The organism is Acidovorax radicis N35 (assembly GCF_000204195.1).
Classification (GTDB): domain Bacteria; phylum Pseudomonadota; class Gammaproteobacteria; order Burkholderiales; family Burkholderiaceae_C; genus Acidovorax; species Acidovorax radicis.
The window spans coordinates 526,841-545,997 of the sequence record NZ_AFBG01000019.1; the positions used below are offsets into that span (position 1 = coordinate 526,841).

16 protein-coding genes and 1 pseudogene are annotated in these 19,157 nt (G+C 64.2%); 10 read left to right on the top strand and 7 right to left on the bottom strand.

What is annotated here, in order from left to right; all coding sequences use genetic code 11:
• Positions 1–131 precede the first annotated feature (131 nt).
• Positions 132–2,030 (bottom strand): ABCB family ABC transporter ATP-binding protein/permease, encoded by a 1,899-nt coding sequence (locus ARADN35_RS0112175; RefSeq protein ID WP_010462473.1) that lies wholly within the window; start codon positions 2,028–2,030, stop codon positions 132–134.
• 128 nt (positions 2,031–2,158) lie between these two features.
• Between ARADN35_RS0112175 and ARADN35_RS0112180 the strand changes: the two genes are divergently transcribed.
• Entirely contained in the window at positions 2,159–2,587 is a 429-nt protein-coding gene (locus ARADN35_RS0112180; RefSeq protein WP_010462475.1) for an acyl-CoA thioesterase, read from the top strand.
• A 36-nt stretch (positions 2,588–2,623) separates the two neighbouring features.
• On the opposite strand, the gene ARADN35_RS0112185 is transcribed toward ARADN35_RS0112180, so the two are convergent.
• The 4 genes from ARADN35_RS0112185 to ARADN35_RS0112200 all read right to left on the bottom strand — a co-directional run bounded on the left by ARADN35_RS0112185 (position 2,624) and on the right by ARADN35_RS0112200 (position 6,088).
• Complete coding sequence (locus ARADN35_RS0112185) at positions 2,624–3,589, bottom strand: amidohydrolase family protein (RefSeq protein WP_029413961.1); 966 nt, start codon at positions 3,587–3,589, stop codon at positions 2,624–2,626.
• A gap of 233 nt (positions 3,590–3,822) precedes the next feature.
• Positions 3,823–4,386: a bactofilin family protein gene (locus tag ARADN35_RS0112190; RefSeq protein ID WP_010462478.1), complete on the bottom strand. Its 564-nt coding sequence runs from the start codon at positions 4,384–4,386 to the stop codon at positions 3,823–3,825.
• A 305-nt stretch (positions 4,387–4,691) separates the two neighbouring features.
• Complete coding sequence (locus ARADN35_RS0112195) at positions 4,692–5,180, bottom strand: thioesterase family protein (protein ID WP_010462479.1); 489 nt, start codon at positions 5,178–5,180, stop codon at positions 4,692–4,694.
• A gap of 110 nt (positions 5,181–5,290) precedes the next feature.
• Positions 5,291–6,088: a crotonase/enoyl-CoA hydratase family protein gene (locus tag ARADN35_RS0112200; RefSeq protein ID WP_010462480.1), complete on the bottom strand. Its 798-nt coding sequence runs from the start codon at positions 6,086–6,088 to the stop codon at positions 5,291–5,293.
• 291 nt (positions 6,089–6,379) lie between these two features.
• On the opposite strand from ARADN35_RS0112200, the gene ARADN35_RS0112205 reads away from it, so the two are divergent.
• The 7 genes from ARADN35_RS0112205 (at position 6,380) to ARADN35_RS0112235 (ending at position 14,612) form a co-directional block, all read left to right on the top strand.
• Positions 6,380–7,255, top strand: a complete 876-nt coding sequence (locus ARADN35_RS0112205) for a branched-chain amino acid ABC transporter permease (RefSeq protein ID WP_010462481.1) — start codon at positions 6,380–6,382, stop codon at positions 7,253–7,255.
• A gap of 4 nt (positions 7,256–7,259) precedes the next feature.
• The gene (locus ARADN35_RS0112210; RefSeq protein WP_010462483.1) at positions 7,260–8,336 is read left to right on the top strand and encodes a branched-chain amino acid ABC transporter permease; all 1,077 of its coding nucleotides are present in this window, start codon (positions 7,260–7,262) and stop codon (positions 8,334–8,336) included.
• A 158-nt stretch (positions 8,337–8,494) separates the two neighbouring features.
• Positions 8,495–9,358, top strand: coding sequence for an ABC transporter ATP-binding protein (locus ARADN35_RS0112215; protein ID WP_010462485.1), 864 nt, complete (start codon positions 8,495–8,497; stop codon positions 9,356–9,358).
• Complete coding sequence (locus tag ARADN35_RS0112220) at positions 9,355–10,173, top strand: ABC transporter ATP-binding protein (protein ID WP_010462487.1); 819 nt, start codon at positions 9,355–9,357, stop codon at positions 10,171–10,173. Before ARADN35_RS0112215 ends, ARADN35_RS0112220 begins: the two co-directional genes overlap by 4 nt.
• 7 nt (positions 10,174–10,180) lie before the next feature.
• Positions 10,181–12,037, top strand: coding sequence for an AMP-dependent synthetase/ligase (locus ARADN35_RS0112225; RefSeq protein ID WP_010462488.1), 1,857 nt, complete (start codon positions 10,181–10,183; stop codon positions 12,035–12,037).
• A 119-nt stretch (positions 12,038–12,156) separates the two neighbouring features.
• Positions 12,157–13,323 carry an ABC transporter substrate-binding protein gene (locus tag ARADN35_RS0112230; RefSeq protein WP_010462490.1) on the top strand — a complete coding sequence of 389 codons (1,167 nt, stop codon included), beginning with the start codon at positions 12,157–12,159 and terminating at the stop codon, positions 13,321–13,323.
• A 125-nt stretch (positions 13,324–13,448) separates the two neighbouring features.
• Positions 13,449–14,612 carry an acyl-CoA dehydrogenase family protein gene (locus tag ARADN35_RS0112235; protein WP_010462492.1) on the top strand — a complete coding sequence of 388 codons (1,164 nt, stop codon included), beginning with the start codon at positions 13,449–13,451 and terminating at the stop codon, positions 14,610–14,612.
• A 72-nt stretch (positions 14,613–14,684) separates the two neighbouring features.
• Here ARADN35_RS0112235 and ARADN35_RS0112240 read toward each other — a convergent pair whose 3' ends face one another.
• Entirely contained in the window at positions 14,685–14,987 is a 303-nt protein-coding gene (locus ARADN35_RS0112240; protein WP_244265893.1) for a hypothetical protein, read from the bottom strand.
• Between the two features lie 146 nt (positions 14,988–15,133).
• On the opposite strand from ARADN35_RS0112240, the gene ARADN35_RS0112245 reads away from it, so the two are divergent.
• Both ARADN35_RS0112245 and ARADN35_RS26275 read left to right on the top strand, forming a co-directional pair.
• Positions 15,134–16,339, top strand: coding sequence for an acetyl-CoA C-acetyltransferase (locus ARADN35_RS0112245; RefSeq protein WP_010462498.1), 1,206 nt, complete (start codon positions 15,134–15,136; stop codon positions 16,337–16,339).
• Positions 16,340–16,362: 23 nt separating this feature from the next.
• A pseudogene (locus tag ARADN35_RS26275) lies at positions 16,363–18,535 on the top strand (3-hydroxyacyl-CoA dehydrogenase NAD-binding domain-containing protein).
• Between the two features lie 15 nt (positions 18,536–18,550).
• Here ARADN35_RS26275 and ARADN35_RS0112255 read toward each other — a convergent pair.
• Positions 18,551–19,126: a hypothetical protein gene (locus tag ARADN35_RS0112255; protein ID WP_010462502.1), complete on the bottom strand. Its 576-nt coding sequence runs from the start codon at positions 19,124–19,126 to the stop codon at positions 18,551–18,553.
• Between the last annotated feature and the right edge of the window lie 31 nt (positions 19,127–19,157).

The following is a 19,157-nucleotide window of genomic DNA, read 5'->3' on the forward strand; positions in this document are numbered from 1 at the left end:
AAGAGCGAATGCAGTGAGGAACGAAATCTCAGTCCCCCCAAAGTGTCCCTGAGTGACGCCGTAAAACTGGCGCGGCGCTATGGCGAGGACGGCCAGCAAGGGCCGCCCCGCAGCAAAGGCCGTCGTCCCCCTCAGGGGGAAGGCGTCGAAGGCGACTCAGGGGGAGCCACATCCAGGGGAGCTTCTTGTTGCAATGCCCACATGCTGGCATAGCGCCCGCGCTGGGCCAGCAACTGGGCGTGCGTACCGCGCTCGATGATGCGGCCAGCATCCATGACCAAGATTTCATGCGCGTCCACCACGGTGGACAGGCGGTGCGCGATCACCAGCGTGGTCTTGTTCTGCGCCACGCTCTGCAGCTCGGCCTGGATGGCGCGTTCGTTGGCCGAGTCGAGCGCCGAGGTCGCCTCGTCAAAGATCAGGATGGGCGGGTTCTTGAGCAAGGTGCGCGCGATGGCCACGCGCTGCTTTTCGCCCCCCGACAGCTTGAGCCCGCGCTCGCCCACCATGGTGCCGTAGCCCTTGGGTGTGCTGGCAATGAAGTCGTGGATGCGGGCTGACTTCGCGGCGGCCTCCACCTCGGCCTGGCTGGCACCAGGGCGGCCATAGGCGATGTTGTAGGCCACGGTGTCATTGAACAGCACCGTGTCTTGCGGCACGATGCCGATGGCCTGGCGCACGCTCGACTGTGTCACGCCACGGATCTCCTGCCCCGCAATGGTGATGCGGCCCTGCTGGATGTCGTAGAAGCGGAACAGCAGCCGCGCCAGCGTGGACTTGCCCGAGCCCGAGGGCCCGACCACGGCCACCGTCTTGCCCGCCGGGATCTCGAAGCTGATGCCTTGCAGGATGGGGCGGCCGCTGCGGAGGTCGCCGCCCTTGCGCACATCGTAGGCAAAGTGCACGTCCTCGAAGCGCACGGTGGGCTGGTCGAGCCCGGCCAGGGGCAAGGCCCCAGGCGCATCGGCCACCTCGCGCTCCTTGTCCATGAGCGTGAACATCTTGTCCAGGTCGGTCAGACTCTGCTTGATCTCGCGGTAGATCACGCCCAGGAAGTTGAGCGGGATATACAGCTGGATCATGAAGGCGTTGACCATGACGAGGTCGCCCAGCGTCATGCGGCCATCGACCACGCCCTGCGTGGCACGCCAGAGCATGGCCACCAGCCCGGCAGCAATGATGAGCTGCTGCCCCGTGTTGAGCAGGGACAGCGTGGTCTGGCTCTTAAGCCGCGCGCGGCGCAGGCGCTCCAGGCTTTCGTCGTAGCGGCGGGCCTCAAAGCCTTCGTTGTTGAAATACTTGACCGTTTCGTAGTTGAGCAGCGAATCCACGGCCTTGGAGTGCGCGGCCGAGTCGAATTCGTTGGCCTCGCGGCGGAACTGCGTGCGCCACTCGGTCACCAGCACCGTGAAGGTGATGTACAGCGCCAGCGCCGCCAGCGTGATCCACGCAAACCAGGCGTCGAACTTGATGGCCAGCACCGACAGCACCAGCACCACCTCGACCAGCGTGGCCACCACATTGAACAGCGTGAACGAGATCAGCGACTCGATGCCCCGCACGCCGCGCTCGATGTCGCGGGTCATGCCGCCGGTCTGCCGCTCCAGGTGAAACCGCAGGCTCAGGGCATGCAGGTGCTCAAAGGTCTGCAGCGCAATCGAGCGCGCCGCGCCCTGCGTGGCCTTGGCGAACACCAGTTCGCGCAGCTCGGTAAAAAACGAGGTGGACAGCCGCAGGCCGCCATAGGCCACCAGCAACCCCACCGGCACCACCAGCAGCGCAGCGGGATCGCCGGGCTTGAAGCTCATGGCATCCACCAGCGTCTTGAGCAGGATGGGCACACCCACATTGGCGAACTTGGCGCCGATCATGAACACGATGGCAGCAATCACGCGCCACTTGTATTGCCACAGGTAGGGCAAAAGCCGGTGCAGGGTGGCCCAGTCGGACGGGACCGGCGCAGGGCTGGCGGCCGTGCCACTGGCGGTGGCACTGGGAGCGGTGGGGGCAGTTTCGCCGTGGTGGCGCATGGGGGACAATTCCGGTTGTTGTTTTTACCGACCCGGCTGATGCCCAGGTGGTTTTTGCAGGGCGCAAGCCCCTTGCGAAACCACCGGTTTCCCCAAGGATTGGCTCAGCCCCAACCGAGATTGTGCCCATGTCCGCCGTTTTCAGCCCGCCACCCGCCGCATTACCCACCGACAAGGAGCTGGTGCTCAAGGTCATCCCCATGCCCGCCGACACCAATGGCAATGGCGACATCTTTGGCGGCTGGGTGATGGCGCAGGTGGACTTGGCGGGCTCGGTACTGCCCGCGCGCTACATCCAGGGCCGCATGGCCACGGTGGCGGTCAACGAATTCATCTTCAAGCAGCCCGTGCGCGTGGGCGACATCCTGTCGTTCTTCTCATCCATCACACGGGTGGGCAATACCTCGGTCACCGTGGAGGTGGAGGTATATGCCGAACGGTTTACCGACCAGGGCCGGTATGTGAAGGTGACCGAGGCCCGATTGACGTATGTGGCCATCGACGACCATGGGCGCCCCCGCCCAGTCCCCAAACACACGCCAAACCCATCCTCTTGAAAGCCGGGCGGCGCTCGTTCGCCCATTGAACGGCTCTCAGGGGCCAAGGCCCACGAGCCGCATCAGCGTGTCGCGCGCCACCTGCTGGCGCGCGGCCGGCGACAGCTGGACCAGAAACCCCTGCACGCTGGCGTACTTCATGTCGTCGCTCGACGCAGAGCGGTGGCTGGCATCGGTGCCCACCAGAAAGCGCCCGGGTTTCTGCTCGATGAGCTCAAGCCACTCGGGCCAGACCCGTACCCCGTCGCGCAGGATGGTGTAGTCCGGCGAGCGGGGATGGTGCGGCCAGGTGCGCGCACTCAGCTCATAGTAAAGATTGGGGTGCTGCTCCAGCATGCGCCGCGCCAGGAACAGCGGCGTGTACCCGCCGTGCGCCCAGATCACCGAGACATCGGGGAAACGCTGCAGCAGTTGCGAAAGCTCTGCCATGCGCGTGTTTTCCACATGCACCATCACCGGCACCTTGTGCTTGCGGGCCAGTTCCAGGATGCCGGTCATCATCGGGCCGGTCACGCCGAAGTCCGTCTCGGCGAAACCGGCGGATGGGAAATGCGCCACCGAGATCTCGCCAATGCCTTTGTAAAGTCCGGTCGCGAGCATGGCGTCCAGCTGTTTCAGCAGCTCGTCGCTGTGCTGCTCCCAGTGTGGGCGGTACGCCGTGCGTTCGGGCGATATCGACGCAAACGGGATCAACACGCCGGGGTGCTGGCGCGCGGCCTCGGCCACCGATTCATTGCTGCTGCGCCCGCCCCAGAACACCACCGCATGGCTGGCCCCCCAGCGTGCCATCAACTCCAGTTGCATCGGCAGGCTGTTGAGGTGCACATGGGCATCCACAAACGGGGTGAGGGGGCTTGCTGCGGGGGGTGCGGGCACGGGGGTCTGTGCCGCGTCGCGCTGCACAGGCTGCCGGGTGCGCCGCACCGGCTCAGAGGACTCAGCCTGCGGCCAGGCGCCCTGCGAAGCCAGGAGGAGGCACGCGGCAAGGAGGACTCGCGTCATGGTGGCAATGGCGCGCGGGGGCGCGTGTGGAAGTGGAGAAGGGCTGCGGAAATTCTACAAAGATGTTTCCGTGCCGGACCAGGTCCAGTCCTCATGCCGGCGCCGTCCACCCTCGCACCACATAGCCCATCCCTTTTTCCACCGACGCAGACGGCAACAGGCACCCGGGCCACCCGCCAAACCGGGCCGCCGCAGGTGCCTGCGAATTTGTCGATTTGTGGAGGCAGCGCCGATCAGGCGGCCATGGCTGCAGGCTCTGCCCGCAGCGGCGCCGAGGACGTGCGCTGCGCGCCAGACAAGGACACACCATTGGCAAAGCCGGCTTCGATCTCACCCGCCAGCTGGCCGCCCTCTTCCACCACCAGCTTGCCGTAGCGGATCTTGCCGTTGACCTTGCCGGTACTGTAGATCACCAGCTTCTGGCGCACGGTGAGCGTGCCGTTGAACTCGCCGTGGATCTCTGCAATGTCGATCTCGGCCGAGCCCTTGAAGGCACCATGCTCCGAGATCTGGATCACGCGCGAATCCATGGTGGCTTCGACCGTGCCTTCGACCACGAGGGTGTCGCAATCGGTAATTTCCACGCCTTTGAGCTTGATGTTCGGGCCCACCGTGAGCTTGCTGCCCGAGCTGTCGCTGCTGCTGGCGGCCTTGGGGACTGCCGGGCTGGCCACCGGCTGTGCAGCCGCAGAACTGCTCGCTGCCGAGCCCCCCAATACGGAGCCTGAAGTGGTGCTGCTACGGGGTTGGAACGACTCGGGTTCACGCTTGCCAAAGAAGGGGTTTTGCACGGCCATCAGATCTCCTTGAAAAGAGAGTCATCGTAGGTACCGCGCCCCGTGAAAGATGCCTTCGTTACGCAAGAACGGTAACCAAACGGTTCGCTCGTAGCATGCGCTTGCAAGGCTTGCGGGATCACACATCCAGCGTGTGCCACAGCCCGGCGCCGAACTTGCCCGGCATGGTGGGGCGAAATCGGGCACGACGCAGGCAACTGGCGCTCCCCAAGGCCAGGGCCACCGTGGAACTGGATTGGCCAAGCCACCGCTGCTGGCGTCACCCTTGCTGGAAGGCGCCGCAGGCGGCCCGGGGGACAGTTGGGCTAGGACACTATATAAGCCGCAGCCCCCGCCGACATGATCTGCCCATCCGGCCCCAGAAACTCCATGCGCGTGGTTGCCACGCGCGAGCCCAGGCGCAGCACCTGCGCGCGCAGCTCGAAATGGCTGCCGATACCGGGGCGCAGGTAGTCGATGCGCAGGTCGATGGTGCCCAGCTTGGCAAAACGGTGCAGGCGCTGCTCGGGGGCTTCGTCCAGGTGTTTGGCGCCAATGGCGGCCATCACCGCCAGACCGCCCATGGCGTCGAGCCCGGCGCTGATCACGCCTCCGTGAATACGGTTGTAGGCGTAGTGGCCCACTAGGTCCGGCTTCATGTCGATGCGGCCCACCACGCCATCGGCTGCCAGCGAGGTGATCTTGAGGCCCAGCACCTGGTTGAACACAATCTTTTCTTCAAAAATGGACTTGAGCCCGGCGATGAACTCAGGCTCAAAGGCTTGTGGGGGTGGGGTGGCGATGGACTTGCTCATGGGTCTCCTGGGGGTCAATACCGGATGGTGCGTGCAATCGAAACCATCCAGTTACTCCTGATTTTGTAGCTGTGTACGCTTATTAGATAAGCGCCAGCGGCCATTTTTATCTAAAACTTGCCATGGCGCCCTTGCCCCGAGGCAAAACGCGAGGCACCGCGCAGTGCTTCGGCCAGGCATTCGCGGCCACCGGCCCATTCCTGCAGCAAGGCTTGCTGTAACGGCAGGCCTCCAGCGGCGAGCGCGCTGGCGCGGTCCGCGCGCAACGTGGCCTGCGGGAAGGCCGCGATTTCGCGGGCCAGCGCCAGGGCTGCATCCAGCGCCTGTCCTGCAGGCACCACCCGGTTGCACAGCCCCATGCGCAGGGCTTCTGCCGACTCCACCTTGCGCCCCGTCAGGATCAGGTCCAGCGCGTGCGACAGCCCAATGAGGCGTGGCAAGCGCACCGTGCCGCCGTCGATCAGCGGCACACCAAACCTGCGGCAGAACACGCCCATGTAGGCATCCTCCGCCATCACGCGCAGGTCGCACCACAGCGCCAACTCCATGCCGCCGGCCACGGCAGCGCCCTCTATTGCGGCGATCACCGGCTTGGACAGATGCAGGCGGCTCGGTCCCATAGGCCCCGGCGGAAGGACCGCGTCGGGAGGGAAGTCGAGCGTCTCTGCCAGCGCCTCGGGCGCGACGCCGTCGGCCAGCAAGCGCGCGCCAGACTGCAGATCCCAGCCCGCACAAAAATGCCCGCCAGCGCCCTGGAACACCGCCACATCGGCACTTTCATCGTGCTCAAAAGCCACGAAGGCCGCATGCAGCGCGCGGGCGGTGTCGGCATCCACCGCGTTGCGCACATCAGGCCGGCGCAATGTCACCAGCGTGACACCGCCTTGCGTTTCAACCTCTACGGACATGCGGCTCTCCTGTGGCCCTGTGCTTAGAACCTGTTCCCCCACCCGACGTTACTCCTATTGCGCAGGGTGCAGCGCTGCGTCAATATCCGCCGCTACCCGCTCGCCCACCCCATCAGGGTTAGCCCCGAGTGCGGTATGCACAGCACGCGTGCACCATTATTTATGCAAAGCAATCGCTTTGTAAAAATATTCTGCAGGACCTGCGCAAGCAACGATGCACCTGGCACATGCCCACAAGGCATACGCCCCGCTCTTACCCGCTTTGCGTATCACTTATTCTGGAGAGCCAGTGTGCAATTTGTGCAACTGTTGATCAGCGGTGTCTCACAGGGATGCATCTACGGGCTGATCGCGCTCGGGTTCGTGCTTATCTACAAAGCCACGGAGACCGTGAGCTTTGCCCAGGGCGAACTCATGATGCTGGGCGCGTTCTGCGGCCTCGCGCTCATGACGGTGCTGGGCTTTCCCTTCTGGGTGGCGGTGCTCGCCAGCATCCTGGCCATGGGTCTTTTCGGTACGGTGCTCGAGCGCGCGGTGATCCGTCCCATCCTGGGCCAGCCCGCGTTCTCCATCGTCATGCTCACCATAGGCATCGGCTACGTGCTGCGTGGGCTGGTCACGATGATCCCCAACATCGGCACCGACACCCATACGCTGCCCGTGCCCTACAAGGACCTGTCGTTTCGCCTCGGCGCGCTGGTGCTCAACGCCGAGCAGCTGGTGGTGATCGGTGCCACCGGCGTGTTGTGTGTGCTGCTGTTTGCCATGTTCCGCTACAGCAAGCTCGGCATTGCCATGCAGGCGTCATCGCAGAACCAGCTGGCGGCCTACTACATGGGCATCCCCGTTCAGCGTCTGAACGGCCTGGCCTGGGGGCTTGCCGCGGCGGTGGCGGCGGTAGCCGGGCTGCTGTTGGCACCCATCACCTTTGTGCACGCGAACATGGGACTCATCGGGCTCAAGGCCTTTCCGGCGGCCGTGGTGGGCGGCTTCGGCAGCCTGCCGGGCGCCATCGTGGGCGGGCTGGTCATCGGCATCGTCGAATCGCTCTCGGGCTTCTATCTGCCCGACGGCTTCAAGGACACGGCCGCGTACATCGTGGTGCTAATCATGTTGATGGTCAAACCCAACGGTCTGTTCGGCGAAAAATTGAGAAAGAAAGTCTGACCCCATGCGCTTTCTTTTCAAGACATCTTACGAACAAGACCTGCGCCTGGCCAAGCATGGCGGGCATGTCTTCTGGTACAGCCTGCTGGCCGCAGGGCTGGTCGCAGCCCCCTGGGTGGCGCCGGAGTATTGGCTGGCGCAACTCACCTTTGTGCTGATCTACGCCATCGTGGGCCTGGGGCTCATGCTGCTGGCCGGCTTCACGGGGCTGTTCTCGCTGGGTCATGCGGCCTTCCTCGGCGTAGGGGCGTACACGCAGGCGGTGCTCACGGGCATGGGCTGGCCGTTCGCGCTGTCGCTGGCCTGCGCGGCGGGGCTGTCGGCCGCCGTGGGCGTAGTGGTGGGCCTGCCCGCGCTGCGCGTCAAGGGCATCTACCTGGGCATGGCCACGCTGTCGTTCGGCTTCATCGTCGAGGAGGTGTTTGCGCGGTGGGAATCGGTCACAGGCGGCAACTCTGGCAAGCACCTGGTGCCGCCCGAAATCTGGGGGTTCAAGTTTGAATCCACCGAGTCGTTCTACTTTTTGTGCCTCGTGATTGCCGTGGTCAGCACGCTGGCCATCCTGAACCTGCTGCGCTCGCCCACGGGCCGGGCCTTCGTCGCCATCCGCGACTCGGAGATCTCGGCGCAGAGCATGGGCATCCACCTGGCGCGCTACAAGACCCTGTCGTTCTCGATCTCGGCGGCGCTGGCCGGCGTGGGCGGCGCGCTGTATGCGCACAAGCTGCAATTCATCTCGCCCGACCAGTTCAACATCCTGCAGTCCATCGACCTGCTGCTGATGATCGTGATCGGCGGGCTGGGCTCGGTGCATGGCGCGTTCCTGGGGGCCATCTTCCTCATCACCATGCCGCAGATGATTTCGCTCAGCAAGGACTGGCTGCCCGCCGCCATCGGCCAGGCGCCGGGCCTGCAGGCCGTGGTCTATGGGGTGGTGCTGATCGCCTTTGTATTGTTCGAGCCCATGGGGCTGTACGGCCGCTGGCTCAAGGTGCGCACCTGGCTGCAGATGTTCCCGTTCTACCGCAGGGGCCTGTTCAAGCGGCAGAAGTCGTTCCAGAAATCGGACAGGTTGAAATGAAACACCCCCTGAGTCGCTTCGCGCCTTCCCCCTCTCTCGACTCGCTGCGCGAGTCGGGAGGGGGACGCCCCCAGCGCGGCGGGGCGGCCCTTGCGCGGGGGCACTGGCTCGGGGCACGCCGGTTTCAACGGCCGTGCACTCATCCCATGGAACAGTGAATGACCAACGCTGCTTTGCCCATGAACACCGCTGATTTACTTCTCAGCGCCCAGAACCTCAGCGTGCGCTTTGGCGGCGTACTGGCGGTCAACAACGTGAGCTTCGATGTGCGCCGTGGCGAGGTGTTCACCCTCATAGGCCCCAACGGTGCCGGCAAGACGACGGTGTTCAATCTCATCAGCCGCATCTACACGCCCACCACCGGCACCATCGCCTATGCGGGCCCGGGCGGGGCCCTGCTGCCGCTGACCGACCAGCCGCCGCACAAGGTAGCGGGCCTGGGCATTGCACGCACCTTCCAGAACATCGAACTCTTCGAGCACGCAAGCGTGCTGCACAACCTTCTGATCGGCCGCCACACCCGCCGCGAGACGGGCCTGTGGGCCGACATGCTCTTTACCCGCAAGGTGCGCGATGCGGAGATCCGCGCCCGAGAAAAGGCCGAGCAGGTCATCGACTTCCTCGACCTGCAGCACTACCGCGACACCATGGTGGCCGGCCTGCCGTACGGAGTGCGCAAGGTGGTGGAGCTGGCACGCGCCTTGTGCACCGAGCCACAACTGTTGCTGCTCGATGAGCCATCGTCGGGCCTGAACGTGGAGGAGACCGACGACATGGCCTTCTGGATCCAGGACATCCAGCACGAGCTGGGCATCACCGTGCTGATGGTGGAACACGATATGTCACTGGTCTCCAAGGTGTCCGACCGCGTGCTGGCCATGAACCAGGGCGAGGTCGTGGCCATGGGTACGCCGCGCGAGGTGCAGTCGCACCCCGGGGTGATCGAGGCCTACCTGGGCACCATCGACGATGTGAGCAACCTGCGCCGCCCGGCGGGTTCCAACCTGGGGGTTCGGGCATGAGCGCCGTACTTGCAGCCGCCCACACACCAACCACAGCAGCAGCTGACCAGCCCCTGCTGCGTCTGCAGAACGTGGAAAGCGCCTACGGCCCCATCAAGGCCATCCGGGGCGTGAGCCTGCAGGTGCGGCGCGGCGAGATCGCGGCCGTGCTGGGCAGCAACGGCGCGGGCAAGACCACCATCTTGAAAACCATCAGCGGCATCATCGACCCCCGCAAGGGCTCCATCGAATTCGCGGGCGCCGACATCACCGCCAACGACCCGGCGGCCATCGTGCGCCGGGGCCTCATGCATGTGCCCGAGGGGCGCGAGGTGTTTGCACTGCTCTCGGTGCGCGACAACTTGCTCATGGGCGCCTACACCCGCAGCGACGCCGATGCCGTGGCTCGGGATATTGAAACGGTGTATGGCTACTTCCCCATCCTGAAGGAGCGCGCCGCGCAGGATGCTGGTTTGCTCTCGGGTGGGCAGCAGCAGATGCTGGCGATCTCGCGCGCGTTGATGGCCAACCCCGAACTCATCTTGCTGGACGAGCCCAGCCTGGGCCTGTCTCCCAAGCTCACCAAGGAGATCTTCGAGATCGTTGTGCGCATCAACCGCGAGCGCGGCACCACCATCCTGCTGGTGGAGCAGAACGCCAACATGGCCCTCAACGCATCGGACTACGGCTATGTGCTGGAGAACGGCCGCATCGTGATGGAAGACAGCTGCGAGCGCCTGCGCGAAAAGGACGACATCAAGGAGTTCTACCTGGGCATGAAGGATGTCGGCGTGCGCGGCGAGCGGCGCTGGAAAAAGAAGAAAACATGGCGATGAGGACGGTATGAGCAATCTCTGGGACCTTTCTCACATCCAGCCCGCAGGCACTGACGTGCTCGCAGGCGACACCATCGCCGCCATGTTCTGGAACGCCGTGGCCGAGCGCGGCCCGCGCGTGTGGATGCGCCAGAAGGAACTGGGCATCTGGAAGAGCTGGACCTGGGACCAGACGGCCGAGGCCGTGCGGGAGATTGCGGGTGGCCTGATGTCGCTGGGGTTTGCGCCCGGAGAATGCGCGTCCATCCTGTCCAACACCAACATCGAATGGGTGCTGGCCGACCTGGCCGTGCTGAGCTGTGGCGGCGTGGCCAACGGCATCTACCCCACCGATGCGGCGGCGCAGGTGCACTACCTGAGCGAAGACTCGCGCACCACGGTGCTGTTTGTGGAGGACGACGAGCAGCTCGACAAGGCGCTGGAAGTGCGCGGCGGCCTGCCCCTGCTGCGCAAGATTGTGGTGTTCGACATGGAAGGCCTGCGCAGCCTGAACGACCCCGATGTGCTGAGCCTTGCGGGCCTGCGCGAGCTTGGCAGGGCCTGGAATACACAACACCCCGACGCGCTGATGCAGCGCGTCAAGGCCTGCCGACCCGAAGACCTGGCCATCCTGGTGTACACCTCGGGCACCACCGGCAAGCCCAAGGGTGCCATGCACACGCACGCCGCGCTTACCTACACCGTGCGCGGCTACAACACGCTGATCTCGCGCAGCGAGGCCGACGAGACCATGTGTTTTCTGCCGCTGTGTCACATCGCCGAACGGATGGGCGGCGAATACTTCTCGCTCTACACCGGCGCGCGCCTGAACTTTGTCGAGAACCCCGACACCGTGCCCGAGAACGTGCGAGAGATCGCGCCCACGGTGTTCACCGCCGTACCCCGGGTGTGGGAGAAGTTCTATTCGGGCGTGATGATCGCGCTCAAGGAATCCACGCGCATGCAGCAGGCGGCCTATGCCTGGTCGATTGGCGTGGGCACCCGCATCGCAGATCGGGTGCTGGCCGGACAGCCGGTGGGCGGTTTGCTGAAGGCGCAGTTCATGCTGGCGCGCTTTCTGGCGCTCAACAATGTGCGCAAGCTCATCGGCATCCACCGTGCGCGCTTTCTGGTCACAGGCGCAGCGCCCATTTCGCCCGATCTGGTGAAGTGGTACCTGGCGCTGGGCGTGCCCATGCTGGAGGTGTGGGGCATGACCGAGACCTGCGGCGCCTCCACTGGCGTACCCGCCAGCCGCATCAAACCGGGCTCCATCGGCCCGGCGGCCAGCTACAACGAGGTGCGCATCGACCCCGCCACGGGCGAAATTCTGGTGCGTGGCCCCAATGTGTTCAAGGGCTATCTCAACCAGCCCGAGAAAACCGCTGAAACCATCGACCCCGAAGGCTGGCTGCACACGGGCGATGTGGGCCTGATCGACGCCGACGGCTACCTGCGCATCACCGACCGCATGAAGGACATCATCATCACGGCGGGCGGCAAGAACATCACGCCGAGCGAGCTGGAGAACGAACTCAAGTTCAGCCCTTACATCACCGATGCGGTGGTGATTGGCGACAAACTGCCCTACCTCACGGTGATCATCATGATCGACCAGGAGAACGTGGAAAAGTACGCACAGGACAACGACGTGCCGTTCTCCAACTACGCCAGCCTGACCCGCACGCGCGAGGTGCAGGAGCTGATCCAGGGCGAAATCGACCGCGTGAACGCCAAGTTCGCCCGCGTGGAGCAGATCAAGAAGTTCTTCCTGCTCGACACACAGCTCACGGCCGAGGACGAAGAGCTGACACCCACCATGAAGCTCAAGCGCAAGCTGGTGCAGCAAAAGTACGCACCGCAGATTGAGGCGATGTACCGGTAGGTGCGCATGTCACGCAACCACAGGCCACGCCCATCAGGATAGGGAAAGTGCTGGTGCCCCACCCCGGGCATCGTTCTATAACGAGCAACCGAGTTCGATCCAACCAAAGGAGACGTGCCATGAAGTTTCATCACATTGCCGCGCTGGCCATCGTGGCCATGGCCGGCGGTGCTGCGCAGGCGCAGCCCAGCCAGGGCGTGAGCAAGGACACCATCACGCTGGGGTCCATCCAGGATCTGTCGGGCCCGCTGGCGGGTTTTGGCAAGCAGGTGCGGCTGGGCATGATGTTGCGCGTGGACGAGGCCAACGAGCAAGGCGGCGTCAACGGCCGCAAGCTCGACCTGAAGGTGGAAGACTCGGGCTACGACCCCAAGAAAGCCGTGTTGGCCGCGCAGAAGCTGGTGAACCAGGACAAGATCTTCATGATGGTGGGCCACATCGGCACGGCCCAGAACCTGGCGGCCATGCCCGTGCAGTTCAGCAAGAACGTGATCAACTTCTTCCCCATCACGGCCGCGCGGGAAATGTACGAACCCTTCCACAAGCTCAAGTATTCGTTTGCCGCCACCTACTACGACCAGATCCGTCTGGCAGCGCCCAAGCTCATCAAGGAAAAAGGCGCCAAGAAGATCTGCACCATCTACCAGGATGACGAGTTTGGCCTGGAGGTGATGCGCGGGGGCGAGGCGGCACTCAAGTCCATGGGCATGGACTTCACCGAGAAGACCTCGTACAAGCGCGGCGCCACCGACTTCTCTTCACAGGTCGCCAAGATGAAGTCGTCCGAATGCGACTTCGTGATCCTGGGCACCATCATCCGCGAGACCATCGGCACGATTGGCGAGGCGCGCAAAACGGGCTTCAACCCCACGTTCCTCGGCTCCAGCGCAGCGTACACCGACCTTATCCACAAGCTGGGCGGCAAGCCCATGGACGGGCTGTACGCCACCATGACGGTGCAGCACCCTTATCTGGACGAGGCCAGCCAGCCGATCCGCTTCTGGGCCAACAAGTACAAGACCAAGTTCAATGAAGACCCCACCGTCTTCTCGGTCTACGGCTACAACGCGGTCGATGCATTCATCAAGGCCGCGCAGAAGGCGGGCCCCAACCTGAGCACCGACAGCTTCATCAAGGCCATGGACACCATGGTGATTCCGCCCGACATGTTCGGCAGCGCCGAAGCCAGTTTTGGCCCACAAAAACGCCTGGGCAGCGATCTTTCGCGCCTGTCGCAGATCACCGACGGCAAGTGGAAGGTGGTGTCCGACTACGTCAAGCCATGAGAACTTAAACGCTCTCACAAGCCGCCTTCGGGCGGCTTTTGTATTTCAGGGGGTGCATCCGAGCCTAGTCGGTGGCAAAATTTAACCAAGCAGTAACTTTGCATAAATAGACCAAGTCCACCGCCATGATCGAACGCACCCTCTTCCAGCCCGACCACCAGGCCTTTTCCGACAGCTTCCGCCGCTTCATCGAAAAGGAAGTGACGCCCCACCACGCCGCCTGGGAAGACCAGGGCTATGTGGCGCGCGAGGTGTGGAGCCAGGCGGGCGCCAACGGCTTTCTGTGCATGAGCCTGCCCGAGGAGTATGGCGGCGCTGGGGCCGACAAGCTGTACTCGGTGGCGCAGATGGAAGAGCTGGCGCGTGCAGGCACCACTGGTATCGGCTTTGGTCTGCACAGCGAGATCGTGGCGCCGTACATCCTGCACTACGGCACTGAAGCCCAGAAACAGAAGTACCTGCCGCAGATGGCAAGCGGCGCCGTGGTGGGCGCAATCGCCATGAGCGAGCCGGCCGCAGGCAGCGACCTGCAAGGCATCAAGACCACGGCCATCAAAAGTGCGGACGGATCACACTACGTGCTGAACGGCAGCAAGACCTTCATCACCAACGGCTGGCATGCCGACCTCGTGATCGTGGTCGCCAAGACCGACCCGGCGGCCGGGGCCAAGGGCACCAGCCTGTTGCTGGTGGAGCGCGGCATGCCCGGTTTTGAAAAAGGCCAGCGCCTCAAGAAGATGGGCATGAAGGCGCAGGACACGTCCGAGCTGTTCTTCAACGACGTGCAGGTGCCGGTGGACAACCTGCTGGGCGGCCCCGCCATGGAAGGGCGCGGCTTCATCTGCCTGATGGAACAGTTGCCCTGGGAGCGCCTGCAAATCGCCATCACCGCCGTGGCCGCCGCCCAGGCCGCCATTGACTGGACGCTGGACTACGTCAAGCAGCGCAAGGTCTTTGGCCAGAGCGTGGCGTCATTTCAAAACACCCGCCACACCCTGGCCGAGCTGCAAACGCAGGTGCAGGTGGCCCGCGTGTTCGTCGACAAATGCTGTGAGCTGATCGTGCGCGATCAGCTCGACACCGAAACCGCCAGCATGGCCAAGTACTGGACGACCGACCTGCAATGCAAGGTGATGGACGAATGCGTGCAGCTGTTTGGCGGCTATGGCTACATGTGGGAATACCCCATCACCCGCGCCTATGCCGACGCACGCGTGCAGCGCATTTATGGCGGCACCAACGAGATCATGAAAGAAGTGATTGCGCGGGCCATGGGCCTGGGCAAATAACGGAATGCACCGCGCCGTGAATAACGCAGTGCATGACACACTGCACCACGCCGCAGTGGGCGCCGAATGCCGCTACAGGTACCAGGCGGCGCGGGCTTCTTCGGGGCTGAGCGGCGCACCGGGGCGGCGGTCGGTGACATTCAGCCAGGAGCGCACCCCCTGGCTGCCACTCAGCGCGCGCATCAGCAGCAAGCCTGCACCAATGCCGCGAATGGCCGCCGAGCTGCGACTGGGCGCCATGAAGGCCGCCACCGCCAGCGCGCTGGATGCAGCCAGCACGACATGGTGCTCCAGCGCAAACCCTTCGCGCGTGTCGTCGTATTCGATAGCGCTGCGCGCGATACGCGGCAATGCAGGGGATGTATTTCGTTCCATAGCCAGAAATGTAGATTGCAACCGCCGAAAGATAGTGCAAAAACCACTGCACCCGCGTCAGAAAGCACCTTGTAGTGGCGTGAGCCACGCCCAGCTGCTTTACCGCCGCACTGCTTGAAGTTTAGAGAAACCACCGGAGACCATTCATGACCGAAGCCTATGTATTCGATGCGCTGCGCACCCCGCGCGGCAAGGGCAAGAAGGACGGCACCCTGCACGAGGTCAAGCCCATCGACCTGCTGGCAGGCCTGCTGACCGAGCTACAAACGCGCCACCGCTTTGATACGGCGGCGGTGGACGACGTGGTCATGGGCATCGTCTCGCCCGTGGGCGAACAGGGCTCGGTGTTACCGAAGGTGGCTGCGCTCAAGGCCGGGTGGGACTTTCGCTGTGCGGGCGTACAGGTCAACCGCTTCTGCGCATCGGGCCTGGAGGCGGTGAACCTGGCCGCGCAAAAGGTGCGCAGCGGCTGGGAAGACCTGGTGGTGGCAGGCGGCGTGGAGAGCATGAGCCGCGTGCCCATCGGCTCCGACGGCGGCGCCTGGGCGCAAGACCCCGCCACCAACTCCGCCACGTTGTTCGTGCCCCAGGGCATCGGCGCCGACCTGATCGCCACGCTGGACGGCTACACCCGCGCCGATGTGGACGCCTTCGCGCTCGAATCGCAGCGCCGCGCCACCGCTGCGCGTGCAGCGGGCTACTTCAAAAATTCGGTCGTGCCCGTGCGCGACTTCATCGGCCAGACCATCCTGGCAGAAGACGAGTTCATCAAGCCCAAGACCACGCTCGAAGGCCTGGGCGCGCTCAAGCCCTCGTTCGAGCAACTGGGCGGCATGGGCTTTGATGCCGTGGCGCTGCAACGCTACCCGCAGGTGGAGCGCATACACCACGTGCACCACGCGGGCAACTCGTCGGGCATTGTGGACGGCGCCGCTGCCGTGCTCATCGGCAACGAGGCCGCTGCCAAGGCCCACGGCCTCACGCCCCGCGCGCGCATTGTGGCCACGGCGCTCAGCGGGGCCGACCCCACCATCATGCTCACCGGCCCCGTGCCCGCTGCCAAGAAGGCGCTGGCCCGCGCGGGCATGACCATCGACCAGATCGACCTGTTCGAAGTGAACGAGGCCTTCGCCGCCGTGCCCATGCGCTTCATGCGCGAGCTTGGCGTACCGCACGACAAGGTCAACGTGAACGGCGGCGCCATCGCCATGGGCCACCCGCTGGGCGCAACGGGCGCCATGATCCTCGGCACCCTGATTGACGAACTGCACCGCCGGGGCCAGCGCTACGGCCTGGCCACGCTGTGCGTGGGCGGCGGTATGGGCATCGCAACGATTGTTGAACGCATTTGATGGACTGGGTAGGAGACAAGAACATGCAAACCATCCGCTACGAACTCATCCCCGCCCAAGGCACCGAAGGCCAGGTCGCCGTCATCACGTTTGACGAAACCAACTCCCCCCGTCAACACCATGTGCCGCCAGTGGCAGCAAGAGCTGGGCGAGGTCACGGCCCAAGTGCTTGGCGACCGCGAACGCCTGGGCGCTGCGCTCAAGGGTGTCGTGCTCGCGTCGGCCAAGACCAGCTTCTTTGCCGGGGCCGACCTCAAGGCCACCATGCGCCTGACACCTGCGGATGCGCCCAGCGCGTTCGGCGAAATCGAGCGCATGAAGAAGCACTTTCGCACGCTCGAAACGCTGGGCATCCCCGTGGTGGCCTGCCTCAACGGCGCCGCACTGGGCGGCGGCTGGGAAGTGGCCCTGGTCGCCCACTATCGCATCGCCGTGGCCGACCCCAAGATCCAGTTCGGCCTGCCCGAGGTCACGCTGGGGCTGATGCCTGGCGCCACCGGCGTGACCAAGATGACGCGCCTGCTGGGCCTGATGGGTGCGCAGCCCTACCTCCTGGAAGGCAAGCTCTTCAACCCCGCCGAAGCATTGGAGCTGCAACTGGTGCACGAGCTGGTTGCCACGCGCGAGCAACTGCTGCCCGCCGCCCTGGCCCACATCGCCACCCACCCGCACGCCGTGCAGCCGTGGGATGACAAGAACTACAAGATGCCCGGCGGCACGCCCGCCAACCCCAAGATTGCAGGCGCCCTCACCGTCGCGCCCGCCATGCTCAAGAAGACCACGCGCGGCCGCTACCCCGCGCCCGAGGCGGCGCTTGCCGCCATGGTCGAAGGCGCGATGGTGGACTATGACACCGCCCTGCGCATTGAAAGCCGCTACCTCGCCCGCCTGATGACCGGCCCCGTGGCGCGCAACATGATCAACACGTTCTTCTTCGACATGAACGCGATCAAGAGCGGCAAGTCGCGCCCGGGCTCTGCCCCACGCTACAAGCCGCAAAAGGTCGGCATCCTGGGCGCGGGCATGATGGGCGCGGGCATCGCCTGGGCCCAGGCGAGCAAAGGCATCGCCACCGTGCTCAAGGACGTGAGCGCGGAGAAGGCCGAGGCGGGCAAGGCCTACTCTGCCCGCCTCACCCAGGCTCGCGTGGACAAGGGCCGCATGACGGCCGAGGCACAGCAGGCGCTGCTCTCGCGCATCACCCCCACCGCCAACGCGGCCGACCTGGCGGGCTGCGACCTCATCATCGAAGCCGTGTTCGAAAGCCGCGACCTCAAGGCCAAGGTCACACAAGAGGCCGAGCCGCAACTGGCGCCCGGCGGCTTCTTTGCCAGCAACACCTCCACCCTGCCCATCAGCGGCCTGGCCACGGCCAGCAGCAAGCCCGAGAAGTTTGTCGGCATCCACTTCTTCAGCCCCGTGGACAAGATGAAGCTGGTGGAGATCATCCGCGGCAAACAGACCGACGATGAAACCGTGGCCCGCGCCTTCGACTACGTGCAGGCCCTGGGCAAGGTACCCATCGTGGTCAACGACTCACGCGGCTTCTACACCAGCCGAACCTTTGGCACCTTTGTGATGGAAGGCGCCGCCATGCTGGGCGAAGGCATCCCCGCCGCCGCCATTGAAAACGCCGCCATGCAGGCCGGCCTGCCCGTGGGCCCGCTGGCCGTGCTGGACGAAACCGCGCTGACCCTGAGCGTGCATGTGCTGGACCAGACCCGTGCCGACTACGCGGCAGAAGGCAAGACCTACACCGCCACACCCGGCGAGCTGCTGGTGGAGCGCATGGTCAAGGAACTGAAGCGCCCGGGCCGTGCCGGTGGCGGCGGCTTCTACGACTACCCCGCAGGCGCCAAGAAGCACCTGTGGCCGGAGCTGAAACCCCTGTTCGAAAAGCCCGGCGTGGAATGGAGCGTGCAGGAGATCCAGGACCGGCTGCTCTACCGCCAGGCCATCGAGACCGCGCGCTGCCTGGCCGAGGGCGTGTTGACCAGCGTGCATGACGCGAACATCGGGTCGATTTTTGGGATTGGGTTTCCGGCGTGGACGGGAGGGGCGATGCAGTTCGTTTATGGAACGGGTGTTGAGGCGTTCCTGAAGCGCGCGGATGAGCTGGCGACGAAATACGGCTCGGGGTTCACGTTAGAAACAAAAGTCCGAGATGCCATCCGCGAATTTCAGCCACGCTATTGACTGAACCTGGGCCCTTCAAGTCGGATACCTGAAGGAGCTCGCTTCAGGCTCCCGCAATGCATCCCCGATCAACTGCCACATATGTTGGTCTGAGGTTGTTGCGAACACGAACCACAACTCTGCAATGTGCAGGGCGGGAAACACAACCTCCTCCAGAGAGAAACGGCCCTCTCTGTTGAGAAAGATAGCAACTATCAGGTCATCGCCGGAATATTTGCTCAAACCATCGACCAATGCCTGGACAGTTGCACCTTCGTTCAAATGCGCGGGCACTAACTCCTTGAGTTGCACTCGCGCAAAGTGCTGAGCATCAGCAGTCCGCCATGTGGCAACGAAGTCATAGTCACTTGATTCCACGGGGGAAAACAAAACCTGGTGCCCCAGACGCAGGGACATGCCATGGCAAAAAAGCGCAGCATGGCGAAACTCGCGTATGTGCTTCAAGCCGTTGGTTCGTAGATTGCGGACTTGCGGGGACAAGTTTGCGCCTACCATTTGAGCCTCGATCTGGCGGAGTTCACGCAGAACTACCGCTGGGTCACGATACGACAGCGCGGCAAATCCCTTGAGGACCGAGGAGGACTGCGTCACGGACTTTCCCCTTCACCAGCTGTAGAAGACG